The sequence below is a fragment of the Corynebacterium accolens genome (genome assembly GCF_023520795.1).
Classification (GTDB): Bacteria; Actinomycetota; Actinomycetes; order Mycobacteriales; family Mycobacteriaceae; genus Corynebacterium; species Corynebacterium accolens.
Window position 1 is genome coordinate 1,037,534 of record NZ_CP046605.1, and the last position, 15,536, is coordinate 1,053,069.

Consider the following 15,536-nt stretch of genomic DNA (forward strand, 5'->3'; position numbering starts at 1 on the left):
TCGATATATTAGTCACCATGAGCATCGAAGTTGAAGTCGGCACCAAAGCGATAGTCACCGTCCCCGCCTCCACGGCGAATTTGGGGCCGGGATATGACACCCTGGGCATGTCACTGAGCATGTACGACACCGCCGAGGTGGAGGTCATTCCCTCCGGCCTCGAGGTGGAGATTTTTGGCGAGGGGGCAGATGACCTTCCGCGCGATGGATCGCACCTGATGGTCAAGGCCATCCGGTCCGCACTATCTGCTGCCGAAGCTACGGTGCCAGGGCTGCGCGTGGTCTCGCATAATACGATTCCCCAATCGCGCGGTCTGGGTTCTTCGGCGTCTACAGCGGTCGCCGGCGTTGCCGCGGGCAATGCCTTGGCGGGCAGCCCGCTGACCCAAGATCAGCTCGTGCAATTGTCCTCGGCGTTTGAGGGCCACCCGGATAATGCCGCGGCCTCGGTACTGGGCAGCGCCGTGGTCTCGTGGACGACGGTGCCCGTCGATGGCCGCTCCTTGCCGGAATACAAGGCCGCTACCATCAACGTGCATCCCGATATCCGGGCCACCGCGCTGGTGCCGGATTCCCATGCCTCCACCCAGGCGGTGCGCCGCGTCCTGCCCTCGCACGTGACGCATTCCGATGCCGCCTTTAACGTCTCCCGCACCGCAGTCCAGGTAGCCGCATTGCAGAACTACCCAGAGCTTTTGTGGGAAGGCACCCGCGACCGCTTGCACCAGCCGTATCGCGCCGACGTGCTTCCCGTGACCGCGGAGTGGGTGAACCGCCTGCGCAACCGCGGGTACGCCGCCTATCTTTCCGGGGCGGGGCCGACGGTGATGGTGCTGCACACGGAGGACATCGACGAGAGCATTCTTGATGATGCCCGCGAGCAGGGCCTGCGCGTCTTCGATCTCAAGGTCGCGGGCCCGGTCCGCGTGGAAGTTACACAGGCTTAATCTCGATTTGGCACACTTCGGGGCGCTGCATCGGCGTTAAGGCGATGTCCGTGTCCGTACCGCTGGCTTCTTGCAAAAAGCCAGCGTGTATGGCACAGACAAAGGGGCTCGGGGTGGTTCCGGAGGAGACGAACGGGCAGGCATTCAACTCGATTTCGGAAGGATCCGCGCCCTGCGAGGGATCAAAACCCATATCGCGCAGGGTGGCAAAAAGGGTATCGAGCGCGCCGCTCTGGATATCCGCGCCCGTGGCGCGCGCCCACTGCCGCCCCAATTCCCGTGCCTGTGGGGAAGAGAAATCATCGAGCTCTTCCTTGCCCGCGAGCATGGAGGTCAGCACGCTAATGAGGCTGACGTATTCCTCTGCGATGGCACGGTTATCCGGCACGCGGGCCTGGTACACTAGGGAAGGGCGCCCGCGCCCAGAGCTGTGTTCTGGAACGGCGGTAATGGCGCCGACCTGAATGAGCTCATCGATGTGCCCGCGCGCGGTATTGACGTGCATGCCTAAATCTTTTGCTACCTCTGCAGCGCGCGCTCCCCGTGGATAATGCTGCAGCTGCGTGAGTACCTCGCGTTGCTTAGGCGATAGCTTGAGCGCTTCCGGGAAAAGATCGGAGCTGGGGCGGGGGAGCGAATTGGGCATGCGATTAACTTCGTATCTCTGAGTGCTGATGAGGGGCTTGATTAACAGAAATCTTATCTTTAGCCACGCTATAGGATACGGTATCGCCCGTATCAATACCTAAAGCCACCTGCCTGCTTACCGGCACGGTAATGGTGTGGCCGTCCATATTCAGGCTCAACCGGGCATCCGCCATGCTGGCTGCTTCCACCGCGATGACCTTGGTGGACCAGTGATTAACCCCGGTAGCCTCGTCGGACGTCAGGTGCACGTCGCTTGGCTTAAACGTGACCGCTGCCTTATCGCCGGCGCGGAGTTCGGCGGGCCCGCCGGTGACGGTAGTGTTTCCACAGGTAACGACGGTTTCGGCAGCGGTGGCCTCTGAAACGGTGCCTTCCACGCGGTTGAGCCCTGCAATATTAGCCACAAAGCCGGTGGGTGGGACATCGAGGAGGTCTGCGGCAGGTCCGTGGGCGGTGACGCGGCCGGAATTCATGACCACCATGTCATCGGCAAGCCCGGCAATATCCAACGCATTGTGGGTCACCAGCAAGGTGGTGCGGTCATGGCGGGTAGCGCGCAGGAAGCGGCGCCACTTGCTGGCGGATTCCACGTCGATGGCCGCCAAGGGCTCATCCAAAATCAGGATGGTGGGCCGCGCGGCGAGCGCGCGGACGAGGGCCACTTGGGCGGCCTGGCCGCCGGAAAGGGCGGGCACGGGGACATCGTTAAGCTCACACAAGCCCGCCGCCTCCAGCAACTCCGTGGCGCGCTGCTTATCGCGGGTGACCATCGCAATGGCCTGGTTGGCGGTGGCCCGCGGCGGCAGGCCGGGGCGCTGGGTAAGCAGGACGATCTCATCTGGGTCGGCGGTAATCTCCGCGCCGGTCAGCCGCCCGGCGATGCGCCCCATGAGTGTGGTCTTGCCCGAGCCATTGGAACCGACGATGGCCGTGATCGCGCGCGGGGTAAATTCCGTGGTCTCTCCATCCGCCGTGACGTTTAGGGTGGGGGCCTTTTCTGGGGCCGTCAGGGCGCTGAGCTTCTCATAGTCCATGCTGTGTAGCTCGCGGGCCTGCGCTCGGTAGGAACGCTGGAGGAGAGAGGGAAGCCCGGCGAGGGCGAGGCAGAGGATAGCCATCGCAATGAGGATGGCGGAGAGCACATAGGCACCATCGGTATCGACCTCGCGCTCCAAGTAAATGCCGAGCGGCATCGTGCGGGTCACGCCCGGCTGGGAGCCCGCAAAGGTCAGCGTGGTACCGAACTCGCCAAGGGAGCGCGCAAACGCAAGGCCGGCGCCGGTGGCCAGGGCGGGGGCGATGGAGGGGATGGTGATTTTTCGCAGTACCTCCCAGCGGGAAAGTCCCACGCTGGCGGCAGAGGCCAAGATCTCTTGATCCAATTGGCGCAGGGCGGAATCGACCGCCACCACGACGAAGGGCAAGGCGACGAAGCACTGCGCGGCGATGACGCCGGGAAAAGCAAAAGCAAAATGGAAGTCTATGGCGTCAAGAAACGGGGCCAAGTAGCCCCTGCGGCCAATGGCTGCGGTAAGCGCGAGGCCGCCCACCACGGGCGGCATGGCCAGGGGCAAATAAATGAACAGGCGGATAACGCCGCTGCCTCGGCCGAGCTGTTGGACCCAAAAGGCAAGACCGGTCCCCAGCACCATCGCCAGCAGCATTGATTGGAATGCCGCGGTAAGGGACAGCTTGAGCATGTCCCAAATCTCCGGTTTGGCGAGGTATTCGCCGATGCGGTTCCACGGTACGCGCAGCCCCAGGGAGGCTACGGGAACGAGGATGACAACGACCGCGATGAGGCCGATAAGGCCGATAACGAGGGGAGATTTAAGGCGTATGGGCTGGGGAGGGGTCATTTATTAATCTGCTGGGTTAAAGCCGTACTCTTCCCAGGTCTTATCAAAGTCATCGGCCAACAGGTCGAGGACTTTTTGCGCCTCTTCTGGGTGCTCAGCCTCGGCGGAAACGGCGCCCAGGATCTGGTTGGCGAACTTATCAGCATCCGGAATCTCGATGACCTCTACGTCATCGCCAGCGGCTGCAGCGTCGGTGGAGTAGACCCAGCCGGCATTGGCCTCACCGGAGACAACCTTGCCCAAAACGTCAGCGACCTGCTGCTCCTGGGAGGCAGGCTTTACGTCCAGGTTGTTTTCTTCGATGATCTGGGAAGAGATATCGCCACATGGAACCTGTGGGTCACAGATGACGAAGCGGTCTTCGTTCTGCAGATCCTCGATGGAGTGGATATTGCCCGGGTTGCCCTTCGGTACAACCATCACCATGACGTTGGTGGCAAGCACCTTCGGGTCCTTGACGGTTCCGTCATTGATTGCCTTGTCCATGGTCTTCTTGGACGCGGTGAGCAGCAGGTCTGCAGGAGCGCCCTCGCTCAGCTTATTGACCAAGTCGGAAGAGCCGCCATTTTGGAACTCGAGGTCAACCGGGGTGTCGAACTCGGAAGCGCGCTTTTCCAGCTCATCGTTGATGACGCGGGTGGACGATGCAGCCAGCAAGTTCAAGCTGGTCTGCTCTGCATCGGAGGTGGTGGAGGTATCGGGAGAGCAGGCGGAGAGCGCCAGGCCGGTCGCAGCCACGGCGGCTGCGGCAAATTTCTTATTCATAGTGAATGCTCCGTGTTATGTAGACAACTATGTACGAGAGATAGAGTTATCACCACTTAGCCTATCGATTAGCACGGGAATACACTACGAAATTCGCGTGAACTTGATGTGATAGTCGTTTTCTTCTTCCTTGAGGTAAGACAGCTCAAATTCCTCCGCGCGCTCTTCCACTTCCTTGAGTAGAGGGAGTGGGTTGTGCGGGGCAATGAGGATCATGGCTTGGCCCACGTTCAGCGTGCCCAAAGCGCCGTGGATGGCGCCGTGGCGCACGGCGTGGGGGATTTCCGTGGCGTTGAGGGTGGGAATGGAGTGTTGCTGGGAGGAATCGGTGATGGGAAGTTCCATGGGGAGAGTCATCCTTTCGGAGGTGGGGTGAGAGTTTTACCTTGCCACCAATATTAGTACGATTAAAGCCGTGATAAATAATAGGCTCGCGCACCGCTTCTTCTTCCTTGCTTGCGCCGGGCTGTCCTTGCTGCTTGGGCTCGCCGCCGGGGCATCCCTGCTCGGCGTGGGATTCTCACCGGCAGCTTCTCTGGCTGCGGATCATGGCCCCTTGATGGTCTTCGGCTTTGTCGGCGGCGCCATCGGGTTGGAGCGCGCCGTCGCCGTGCGCACGCGGTGGGCATGGATAGGCCCCATCTTCCACGTCGCCGGCTTCGTGGGCATCGTGGCGGGCCTGCCGCGGCAGGTTCCGGCTTTGTGTTTTGCCGCAGGCTTCATAGTGCTGGGGTTTATCTATGCCACCATCCACCGGCGCCAGCCCGCCTTGTCCATCATCGTGCAGGCCACCGGCGTCATCGGCGGGGTAGCGGCGGCCCTGCTGTGGGCCATGGAGCCGGCCTTTTCTACTGCGATGCCGCTGTGCGTGCTCTACGTGGTAGCGACGATCATCGGCGAGCGCATGGAGCTAGCCCGCATCACCATGGCCGGCACCCAGGCAGAAAAGCGCATTACCCTGTGGGTTTTGGGGCTGGCGGCGCTCAGCGTGGTCTATATGCTCTCCCCGGCAGTGGGCTATCGCGCCATGGGCGCGGCGCTTATCGGCGTTGCGGTTTCTACCGTGCGCGTGGATGTGGCGAAGAACCTGGTGCGCTCGCGCGGGCTGCCGCGCTATTCCGCCGCCTGCATGCTCGCCGGGTATTTCTGGCTGGCCCTCGGCGGATATTTCTGGCTGCTCTACGGGGAAAGCTCCGGCTTTGCCTACGACGCCTCCGTGCACGCCATCTTCTTGGGCTTTGTCATGTCCATGATTTTTGCCCATGCCCCCATCATCATTACCTCCGTCATCCGCCGCCACTTGCCCTACCATCCGGTGCTGTTCCTCCCCGTAGCGGTCCTGCACGGCGGGCTGGCGCTGCGCATTCTTGCCGATGTCTCCCGCCACACCCTTGCCTACCAGGTAGGCGGTCTGACCACCATTGCCGCCGTCTTGGTTTTCCTCGCTTGCGGCGTAACTTTGACGGTCAAGGAGGCCCACCGTGCACATTAATGACATCTCCCTGGCCGCCCGCAGCCGCTGGCACATCGTGACCGCAGCCCTTATCGGCGCGTGGGTGCTCATCGGCATCGGCATCAACGTGGCGGGTCACCTGGGCGCGCCGGTGGTGTGGTGGGATCTCATCCACCCGCTGACCATCGGCGCGCTGACTACCGCCATCGTCGTATTTTCCACCCATTTCACCGAGGCGCTTACCCGCACCGCCAATAACGGTTACCGCGGCGTGGGCGCGCGCGTGGCGCTCATCCAGGTGGGCCTTATCCTGCTCATTATCGATCGCGCGGGGTATGACTGGGGCCTGCTTGCCGATGCCGCCTCCCTCCTCATCATCGCCGCCCTTGCCTGGCAGCTCGCCTTCACTTACACGCGTTTGCGCGGATCGCTTTCCGGGTCCTTCGCGGTCACGGTGCCGTTTTACGCGGCCGCGTCCATCTTCATGATCGCCTCCGTGGTGCTCGTGATCTTAAGCGGCAATGGCGTGGGCAACTATTCCTTTTTGGTGGCCGCCCATTCGCGCGGCATGGTGTGGGGATTTGCATGGCTGACCATCGTGGGCACCATCGTGACGCTGCTTCCCACCTTGTCCAGCACCGCGATTTCGCCCACCGCGCGCACCAGGTGCACGCGCGGGCTCATCGTCCACTGCGCCGGGCTGGCACTGACCATGGTCTGCGGCGCGGTGGGGTGGACGCGCGCGGCGGGCATCGCCCAGCTGCTCGTCGTGCTCGCCGCCATCATGATCATCCAACCGGTACTGGCCACCGTGCTGGGGCGCAACCCCCGGCTGACCACTGCATCGGTTTCCGTCATCGCGGGGCTGCTATGGATGGTGGCCCTGTGTGCCGGGGATGCCGTGGCCGCAGCGCTTGGTGCCTATCCGCGCGTCATCACGCTATTTTTGGTCCCGGCCTTCATCGGTGGTGGAGTCTTGCAAATGGTCACGGGCGTATTGCACCACCTCTTGCCCACGCTGGTGGGAGGGGGACCTGCCAAGGTGCACCACGGCCGGGCTACCGCGGACCGCGCGGGTTTTGCCCGACTCGTCCTCATCAACCTCGGCGCCTTGCTGAGCCTTGTCAATGCCCTGGCTGCCGGGCTTATCCTCATGGGGATAGGCTTAGCATTAAACGTGCTTGCCGTGGGCCGCGCCGTTTACCAACAACAGAATCTGGAGAATTAAATGCTTAGTGTTTCTTCCCCACAGCCACAGGATAAGCCGCCGGAGTCCGGTAACTCCCAGTGGGCCTCGTGGTTGCTCATCGGCATCGCGCTTGCCGCGGTTATCGCACTGGCCCTAGTCAATACCACCTCTAAGGACTCCCAGCCGTCGAGCTCTGTGGCCGAAGGCGAAACCCACACCATTGACGTGGAAGTCGATGGCATGGCCTTCGTCCCCAACCACGTTGACGTGGATCCCGGCACCCACTTGGTGGTTAACTTCACCAATACCGGCGACCAAGTCCACGATCTCAAGATTGGCGATGCCGAAACCGGCCGCGTCGATCCCGGCGATACCGTGCAGCTTGATGCCGGCGTCATCGACTCGAGCATCGAAGGCTACTGCACCATCGCCGGCCACCGCCTGCAGGGCATGACCTTTGACGTCAACGTGGGCGATTCCACGTCAAGTACCGGCGGGCACGATCATCACCATCACGCCGTGGCCGGGGCGTCCAACCCGCACGTTGATGTTCCCAGCGCCGCCGAACTCGGTGCCTCCCGCGAAGGTTTTAAAGCCCATGACGCCTCCCTCGCGCCAGCGGCCAATACCACCACGCATGAAGAAACCTGGTCTATGACCGAGGAAATCGTTGAGGTAGCCCCCGGTGTCAAGCAGATGCAATGGCTCTTTAACGGCCAAGCGCCCGGGCCGACGCTGCGCGGCAAGGTGGGCGATAAGTTCAAGATCACCATCAAGAACGAGGGCAGCATGGCCCATTCCATCGACTTCCACGCCGGTGAGGTCAGCCCCGATGAAAACATGAAGTCCATCCAGCCCGGGGAAGAACTGACCTACGAGTTCACCGCAAATCGCGCCGGAATCTGGATGTACCACTGCTCAACTGCCCCGATGTCCCTGCACATCGCCAACGGCATGGCCGGCAACGTCATTATCGATCCACCAGATCTTAAGGACGTGGATGCTGAGTACAACTTCATCGCCAACGATGTCTTCCTCGGCGAGGAAAAGACCGGCGCCGATGCCCAGCGCGTAGCCGATGGCGAGTTCGACCTCATGGCCTTTAATTACTACCCCAGCCAGTACGACGTCGATCCCATCAAGGCCAAGGTAGGCGATACCGTTCGCCTGTGGATCCTGAACGTGGGCCCCGATCAGCCGCTTAGCTTCCACGTGGTGGGCGAGCAATTCGATACTGCCTATAAGGAAGGCGCCTACCTCATCAAGGACGAGGATAAGACCGGCTCGCAGGCCTTCGACCTACTTCCCGCGCAAGGCGGGTTTGTGGAAATGACCTTCAACGAGCCCGGAACCTATTCCTTTGTCAACCACATCATGACCAACGCGGAAAAGGGACAGCACGGCAAGTTCGTCGTCACCGAATAAAGCGTTCTTAACTTCCCGTCCCCACCCCCGCCCTTCGCGCTCACCAGGGCACTGCCGAGAGGTAGTTCCACCTCTTACCGTGAGCGCGAAGGGCGGGGGTTCTTTATTGCCCACCTCCCTTGGCGCTCACAGGGCGGCTGTGATTGCGGTCGTACCGCTGTGCCGGTGAGCGTGAAGGGCGAGTGGTGGGTGCATGGGGAGCGCCGGAGTAGATGTAGACATAAGGAAACCGCCGCGGGCCATCCAAATATTGGACAGCGCGCGGCGGTGAAGAGGGGGAGGAAACTACCTAGGCACCGTGGCCCGGGGTTTCTCCTTCCAATTGCTTCCGGTTGGAGCGGATAGGCTCCCACGCGGTATTGGAGCGCATCGGGGTGGTGCGCTCATCGCGGGAACGGTAGACCACGTACGGGCGGGTAACGTAGCCGACCGGCGCCGAGAAGGCATGGACCAGGCGGGTAAAGGGCCACACGGCGATGATGGTGAAACCGCAGAGGACGTGGACCTTAAATTGCCACGGGGCACTGGCCATGAGATCGGGCTGGATGTTGAAGATCAACAGCTGGCGCAGCCACGGGGAAATGGTTTCGCGGTAGTCGTATCCACCGGTGCCGGCGAGGTCAAAAAGCTGCAGGGTAAAGGTGGCAAAAGAACCCGATACCAGCGCGAGGCCGAGCAGCGCGTACATGACCTTGTCCGAGGTAGAGGTGGACAAGAACACGGAGCGGTTCTTCAGCCTGCGATACAGCAATCCGGCAAAGCCCAGCAGGACTGCCAGCGCGGCGATGGATCCTGGGATGGTGGCCAGGAGGTGGTAGGCGTGGTCGCTGATGCCAACGGCCTGGGTCCAGGACTTGGGGAAAGCCAAGCCCATCAGGTGGCCGATGACGACGAAGACCATGCCCCAGTGGAAAAGCGGCGAGGATAAACGCAGCAGCTTGGATTCATAGATTTGGGAGGAGTGGGTGGTCCAGCCGAATTGGTCGGAACGCCAACGCCAGAAGATGCCCACGAAGAATGCCGCGATGGCTAACCACGGGAAGGCACCCCAGAGGAAGTTATCAAACATGATGTGGCTCCTAGACGAGGTCTGGTTGGGTAGTGGGGAAGGGAAGGTCTGCAATGCCGACCATCTCGGCGGGTGGGCCGGTGCGGATGAGATCGACGTACTTTTGCGCGGTATCAGAATCGACTTCTGGAAGGGCCTTGCACAGCGCGACGATCAAGCTGACATACGGCGAGCGCTCGTGAGCGAGGGCAGCGCGCAGCACCTCGATTCCTTCGCGGTAGCTGGCCACCAATTCAACGGCACGCTCGTGCGTGTCCCCCTCGCTCATGGCGAGGGCTTCGAGGACGACGCAGAGGTGATCCGGTAGTTCTTCATCCGAAATTTCGAAGCCGAGCGATTCCAATTGCTGGCGGAAGGACAAGATGGCCATTCCGCGCTGGCGGGTATCGCCGACGGCGAAGTAAGACAGGTACAGCGCGCAGCGGCGGCGTTGATCAAAGGTCTCGACGTAGTGTTCTTCCAAGCCGCGGGGGCCGATGCTGCGGGCCCATTCGGCGAAGTTGATGAAGTCGGTGGCAATGGCCAGCGGCAGGTCATCTACTTGGTCTTCGACCACGGAGAGGCGGTCAAAGATGTCTTCGCCGGGGTAATTAAGCAGCACGGACACGGCCATGGCGACGATTCGCCGTTGGTCTTCGGTGACCTCGACCGGCGTGACGAATTCGCGCGGGACTTGACCGGTGTGGGTGCGCAGCGTCTTTTCGACGTCCTTGGCACCGCCCATGGAACCGATGCCGGCGGGAGTTCCGAACCCGGCCACGGGGGCATCGGCACCCTGCGGGGCGGATTGCCGCTGCAGGGATTCCTGGCGCTTGCGCAGTTTATCGAAGATATTCACGGCTTAACCTACTTCCGCGGCGGGAACATGGCATCGGGGCGGTCGCCGCTCCATGAGAGCAGCGAGACCTTACCTTGCGGTTCGGCGCCGTGGGTGCAGGCCTCGGGCGCGCCCATGCCCAGGTCGTGGAAGACGTCCTCGGAGGCCTTGGCCGGGTCCACATCGCCGAAGGGATCCAAATCGGTAATGCCGCGCGGGGATTCCGGCGAGGCGGTGGGGATGACGTAGCGGTCATCGTATTTAGCGATGGACAACAGGCGGTACATGCCTTCCATGTCCCTGCCCGTCATGCCGACTGCCTGCGCGATCTCCTCCTGCGGCTCGTTGCCCAGGTTGATATCGCGCATATACGAGCGCATGGCGACGAGCCGGCGCAGCGACTTTTCTACCGGGACGGTATCGCCGGCCGTAAATAGGCCCGCCAAGTATTCCAGCGGAATGCGCATATTCGATAGCGCCGAGAAGAGGATCTTGTGGTCCTCACCGTCGTTGCCGGTCGCGGTCACCTTGTCAACGATGGGGGACAGCGGCGGGATGTACCAGACCATCGGCAGCGTGCGGTACTCCGGGTGCAGCGGCAGAGCGACGCCGTACTTGAAGATGAGGTCGTAGATCGGCGACTGCTGCGCGGCATCGATCCAGGAGTGCGGGATGCCCTCGGCTTGGGCCGCGCGGACTACCTCTGGATCGTGGGGGTCGAGCATGATCGACTTTTGGGCCTCGAAAAGGTCCTGCTCATTCTCGGTGGAGGCGGCCTCGGCGACGCGGTCGGCATCGTAGAGGATGACGCCTAAGTAGCGCAGGCGGCCCACGCAGGTCTCGGAGCACACGGTGGGCTGTCCCACCTCGAGACGCGGGTAGCACAGCGTGCACTTTTCGGCCTTGCCGGTCTTGTGGTTGAAGTAGACCTTCTTATACGGGCAGCCGGATACGCACATGCGCCAGCCGCGGCAGCGGTCCTGGTCCACCAGGACGATGCCGTCTTCGGTGCGCTTGTACATCGCGCCAGAGGGGCAGGAGGATACGCAGGTCGGGTTCATGCAGTGCTCGCAAATGCGCGGCAGGTAGAACATGAACGAGTCCTCGATTTCCTTCTTGACCTCGAGGTTCATGTTGTGGAGCACGGGGTCATCGTCAAGCGTGGCAGTAGAGCCACCCAGGTTATCGTCCCAGTTGGAAGACCATTCGATCTTGCCGATGTCCCGGCCATCGATCTGGGAGACCGGCTTGGCGGTGGGCTGGGTCTTCTGACCCGCCTCGGCGCCCATCAGGTCCTCGTACTGGTAGGTCCAGGGCTCGTAGTAATCCTGGATGGTGGGCAGGTTGGGGTTGTGGAAGAGAGTGGCAAGCTTCTTGAGGCGCCCGCCGGCCTTGGGCTTGATCTTGCCGGATGTCGTGCGCTCCCAGCCGCCCTTCCACTTTTCTTGGTCCTCCCAGGTGCGCGGGTAGCCGAGGCCGGGGCGGGTTTCGACGTTATTGAACCAGATGTACTCGGTGCCTTCGCGGTTGGTCCATGCCTGCTTACAGGTAACTGAACACGTGTGGCAACCAATGCACTTGTCCAGGTTCATGATCATGGAGATTTGGGCCATGACTTTCATTAGTAGGATACCTCCTGGGAACGGCGGCGTACGCGGGTGACTTCATCGCGGTTATTGCCGGTAGGGCCGATGTAGTTGAAGTGGTAGGTCAGCTGGCCATAGCCGCCAGCGATGTGCACCGGTTTGATGGAAATGCGGGTCAGCGAGTTGTGCGTGCCGCCGCGGCGGCCGGTGTGCTCGTTGATCGGAGTGCCCACGGTGCGCTCCTGCGCGTGGTTGCACAGCATGGTTCCCTCCGGGATGCGGTGGGAGACGATGGCGCGGGCGGAGACGACGCCGTTGCGGTTATATACTTCGACCCAGTCATTGTCCGTCACGCCGATTTTCTCGGCGTCCTTATTGGACATCCAGACCACCTGGCCACCGCGCGAGATGGAGAGCACGTGCAGGTTGTCGAAGTACTGCGAGTGGATGGACCACTTATTGTGCGTGGTGAGGTAGCGCAGGGTGACCTCGGCCTCGCCGCGGTCATTGGTCAATTCCGTGCCCGGCGCGAATTCGCCGTGCATGTGGACGTGGTCGAGTGGCGGGCGGAAGATCGGCAGCGATTCGCCGTAGTCCATGAACCAGTCGTGGTCGATGTAGTACTGCATGCGGCCGGTCAGCGTGTGCCAGGGTTTGTCGAACTCGACGTTGATGGAAAAGGCGGTGTAGCGGCGCTTATTGCGTTTATCGGCGGTCCACTCCGGGGAGGTAATGACTTCCTTCGGGCGTTCCTTGATGTCGTCCCACGTGATGCGTACGTCTTCATCGGGAGCGCCCAGCGGGGTGAGATCCTTGCCGGTGCGCGAGGACAGGAACTCAAAGCCCTGCTTGGCTAGCTCGCCGTTGGAGACACCGGAAAGGTGCAAGATGGCGTCGATGACCTTGGTGTCCTTGGATAGGTCCACCAGCTCGCCCATCGAGGTCTCCGTGGTGCCACAGATGAGCTCGAGCTCTTTGACCTGCTTTTCCACGTTGAACTTGGTGCCGTGCACGCCGGTGCCGGCCTTGGCGGGAAGCGGGCCTAGGTGCGCCCATTTTTCGTAGACCTTGGTGTAATCGCGCTCGACCACATGCAGCTTCGGCATTGTGACCCCAGGGATAAGGCCCTGTTCTTCGGGGTCGGGGACGATGCCGTTGGGCATGCCGAGTTCGTCCGGGCTGTCGTGGTGGCTCGGCTGGGTAATGACATCGCGTTGCACGCCGAGCCACTTGGTGGCTTTATCGGAGAGCGCTGCGGCCAAGTCCCGGAAGACCTCGTAGTCCGAGCGCGCCTCCCACGGCGGGTTAATCGCCGCGTTAAACGAGTGCAGGTACGGGTGCATGTCGGTAGAGGACATATCGTGCTTTTCGTACCAGGTAGCGGCCGGGAAGATGAGGTCCGAGACCAGCGTGGTGGAGGTATTGCGGAAGTCCGTGGTCATCATCAGATCCAACTTGCCCTCCGGTGCCTCATCCACCCACTTGATGCTGCGCGGGCGGTCTTCGGGGGCTAGTTCTTCCGCGGTGGCGTCCGAGTCGATGCCCAAGAGGTGGCGCAGGAAGAACTCGGTGCCCTTGGCGGACGAGCCGAGCAGGTTGGTGCGCCAGTTGAGCAGGATGCGCGGCCAGTTCTCCTCGGCGGACGGATTGTCATAGGAGAATTCCAGGCGGCCGTTTTCTAGCTCTTGGACCACGTAGTCGTTGATATCCATGCCGGCCTCATCGGCTTCATCGGCAAGGAAGAGCGAGTTGCGGTTGAACTGCGGGTAGGCCGGCATCCAGCCGCGGCGCATGGATTCCGCCATGGTATCGGAGACCATCTTGTCCCCAATGGAGCCGTGGCTAGCAAGCGGCGAACCCAAGTGGGAGGCGCGCGAATTATCGTAGCGATACTGTTCGGTGGCGAAGTAGTAGAAGCCGGTGGAAATCATGTGGCGCGGCGGGCGCTGCCAGTCGGCGGCCATGGCCCACTGGGTCCAGCCGTTGATCGGGCGCAGTTTTTCCTGGCCCACGTAGTGCGCCCAACCGCCGCCATTGACGCCCTGGGTGCCGCACATGGAGGTCAGCGCCAAGAAGGTGCGGTAGATATTATCGGCGTGGAAGTAGTGGTTGACGCCAGCGCCCATGATGATCTGTGAACGGCCCTTGGAATCCGCGGCGTTTTGCGCGAATTCGCGGCCGATGCGGATGGCGGTATCGGCGGCCACGCCTGTGAGCTCTTCCTGCCAAGCGGGGGTGCCGACTTCGCTGGAATCGTGGAAGTCCCTCGGCCAGCTACCCGGCAGGTGGAGGTCCTCGCGGTTGACGCCGTAGTGGGCGAGCATGATGTCGAAGACGGTGGTAACGAGCTTGCCGTCGACCTCGCGGACAGGGACGCCGCGGCGGACGATGCCCGCGCCAATCGGCTTATCGGTTCCCACGTCTTCAGGGTTGGTATCGAGATCGAAGCGCGGGAAGAGCACCTCGGCGGTGTCAAAACTATCGGTTTCTGCGATGGACATGACCGGATCGGCGTTGTCCAGCGCCAGGTTCCACTTGGCGCTTTCGTTATCCCAGCGGTCTGCCACGGTGCCGCCTGGGTCAACGATGCGCCCGTCTTCTTCCATCACCAGGCCACGGTGGGTGGCGTTGGGGGAGGAATTCAAGGTGGCATCGGCAAGCTGCGAGGCGGTGAGGAACTTGCCCGGGGTGTAGGTGCCGTCGCCGCGGTCTTCCAGGGACACCAGGAAGGGCGAGTCGGTGTATTTGCGCATGTAGTTCAGGAAGTACGGTTCCTGACGGTCCACGTGGAAGGTCTTCAAAATGACGTGGCCCATGGCAAAGGCGAGCGCGGCGTCGGTGCCGGGCTCGATGCGGGCCCATTCATCGGCGAACTTGGTGTTATCGGCAAAGTCGGGCGAGACCACGACGACCTTGGTGCCCTTGTAGCGCGATTCCACCATGAAGTGGGCGTCCGGGGTACGGGTGACCGGGATATTCGAGCCCCACATCATGAGGTAGGAAGAGTTGTACCAGTCGCCGGATTCGGGGACGTCGGTCTGGTCGCCGAAGGTCTGCGGCGATGCCGGGGGCAGGTCGGCGTACCAGTCGTAGAAGGAGAGCGCGACGCCGCCGATGGTCTGCAGGAAGCGCATGCCGGCACCATAGGAGATCTGGGACATGGCCGGGATCACGGTAAAGCCGTTGATGCGGTCCGGTCCGTACTTGCGGATGGTGTAGACGTGCGCGGCCGAGGCGATATCGATGGCCTCTTCATAGGAGATGCGGATAAGCCCGCCCTTGCCGCGCTGGGAGATATACGCCTTGCGCTTTTCGGGGTCCTCCTGGATGGCGCGCCATGCCAGGACGGAGTCGCCGTGCTTTGCCTTTTCCTCGCGGAACATATCCACCAGCACGCCGCGGGCGTACGGGTAGCGCACGCGGGTAGGAGAGTAGGTGTACCAGGAAAAGGAGGCACCGCGCGGGCAGCCGCGGGGCTCGTATTCTGGCATGTCATTGCCGGTGGTGGGGTAATCCACCGCCTGGGATTCCCATGTGATGACGCCGTCTTTGACGTAGACCTTCCACGAACACGAACCGGTGCAGTTCACGCCGTGGGTGGAGCGCACCATCTTGTCGAAGGCCCAGCGGTTGCGGTAGAAGACATCTGCCTGGCGGCCGCCCTTTAAGAAAAGTTGCTGACCAGAGTCGGTAGCTTCGCCTTTGCGCAGGTAGGCACCGAACTTAAAGAGCGGATTTGAAGAGCCCTTTTCGGGCGCGAAGTATGCAGTCATGGGGT

12 protein-coding genes are annotated in these 15,536 nt (G+C 61.9%); 4 read left to right on the forward strand and 8 right to left on the reverse strand.

Annotation, left to right across the window (positions count from 1 at the left end; genetic code table 11):
- The first annotated feature begins 17 nt into the window (after positions 1–17).
- Positions 18–947: a homoserine kinase gene (gene thrB, locus CACC_RS04995; RefSeq protein ID WP_005280170.1), complete on the forward strand. Its 930-nt coding sequence runs from the start codon at positions 18–20 to the stop codon at positions 945–947.
- On the opposite strand, the gene CACC_RS05000 is transcribed toward thrB, so the two are convergent.
- The 4 genes from CACC_RS05000 to CACC_RS05015 form a co-directional block, all read right to left on the reverse strand.
- A complete protein-coding gene (locus CACC_RS05000) occupies positions 934–1,593 on the reverse strand; it encodes a helix-turn-helix transcriptional regulator (RefSeq protein WP_005280171.1) in 660 nt (219 codons plus the stop codon). The two genes, thrB and CACC_RS05000, sit on opposite strands and share 14 nt — an antisense overlap.
- 4 nt (positions 1,594–1,597) lie before the next feature.
- The gene (locus CACC_RS05005; RefSeq protein WP_005280172.1) at positions 1,598–3,454 is read right to left on the reverse strand and encodes an ATP-binding cassette domain-containing protein; all 1,857 of its coding nucleotides are present in this window, start codon (positions 3,452–3,454) and stop codon (positions 1,598–1,600) included.
- A 3-nt stretch (positions 3,455–3,457) separates the two neighbouring features.
- On the reverse strand, positions 3,458–4,219 hold the full coding sequence (gene modA, locus CACC_RS05010) for a molybdate ABC transporter substrate-binding protein (RefSeq protein ID WP_005280173.1): 762 nt from the start codon (positions 4,217–4,219) through the stop codon (positions 3,458–3,460).
- Between the two features lie 84 nt (positions 4,220–4,303).
- Positions 4,304–4,564: a DUF2249 domain-containing protein gene (locus CACC_RS05015; protein ID WP_005282371.1), complete on the reverse strand. Its 261-nt coding sequence runs from the start codon at positions 4,562–4,564 to the stop codon at positions 4,304–4,306.
- Between the two features lie 70 nt (positions 4,565–4,634).
- On the opposite strand from CACC_RS05015, the gene CACC_RS05020 reads away from it, so the two are divergent.
- From CACC_RS05020 to CACC_RS05030, 3 genes are read left to right on the forward strand one after another with little or no spacing between them, the layout of a single operon-like run.
- Positions 4,635–5,711 (forward strand): hypothetical protein, encoded by a 1,077-nt coding sequence (locus CACC_RS05020; RefSeq protein ID WP_005280175.1) that lies wholly within the window; start codon positions 4,635–4,637, stop codon positions 5,709–5,711.
- Positions 5,701–6,900, forward strand: coding sequence for a hypothetical protein (locus tag CACC_RS05025; RefSeq protein WP_005280176.1), 1,200 nt, complete (start codon positions 5,701–5,703; stop codon positions 6,898–6,900). The genes CACC_RS05020 and CACC_RS05025 overlap by 11 nt, the downstream gene beginning before the upstream one ends.
- Positions 6,901–8,286 carry a multicopper oxidase domain-containing protein gene (locus CACC_RS05030; protein WP_005280177.1) on the forward strand — a complete coding sequence of 462 codons (1,386 nt, stop codon included), beginning with the start codon at positions 6,901–6,903 and terminating at the stop codon, positions 8,284–8,286. It begins immediately after the preceding gene.
- A 289-nt stretch (positions 8,287–8,575) separates the two neighbouring features.
- On the opposite strand, the gene narI is transcribed toward CACC_RS05030, so the two are convergent.
- Genes narI through CACC_RS05050 form a run of 4 tightly spaced genes read right to left on the reverse strand, consistent with a single transcriptional unit; the run spans position 8,576 to position 15,531 of the window.
- On the reverse strand, positions 8,576–9,355 hold the full coding sequence (gene narI / locus CACC_RS05035; RefSeq protein ID WP_005280178.1) for a respiratory nitrate reductase subunit gamma: 780 nt from the start codon (positions 9,353–9,355) through the stop codon (positions 8,576–8,578).
- Positions 9,356–9,365: 10 nt separating this feature from the next.
- Positions 9,366–10,193: a nitrate reductase molybdenum cofactor assembly chaperone gene (gene narJ / locus CACC_RS05040; RefSeq protein ID WP_005280179.1), complete on the reverse strand. Its 828-nt coding sequence runs from the start codon at positions 10,191–10,193 to the stop codon at positions 9,366–9,368.
- An 8-nt stretch (positions 10,194–10,201) separates the two neighbouring features.
- Entirely contained in the window at positions 10,202–11,794 is a 1,593-nt protein-coding gene (gene narH, locus CACC_RS05045; RefSeq protein WP_005280180.1) for a nitrate reductase subunit beta, read from the reverse strand.
- The gene (locus CACC_RS05050) at positions 11,794–15,531 is read right to left on the reverse strand and encodes a nitrate reductase subunit alpha (protein WP_005280181.1); all 3,738 of its coding nucleotides are present in this window, start codon (positions 15,529–15,531) and stop codon (positions 11,794–11,796) included. Before CACC_RS05050 ends, narH begins: the two co-directional genes overlap by 1 nt.
- Positions 15,532–15,536 lie beyond the last annotated feature (5 nt).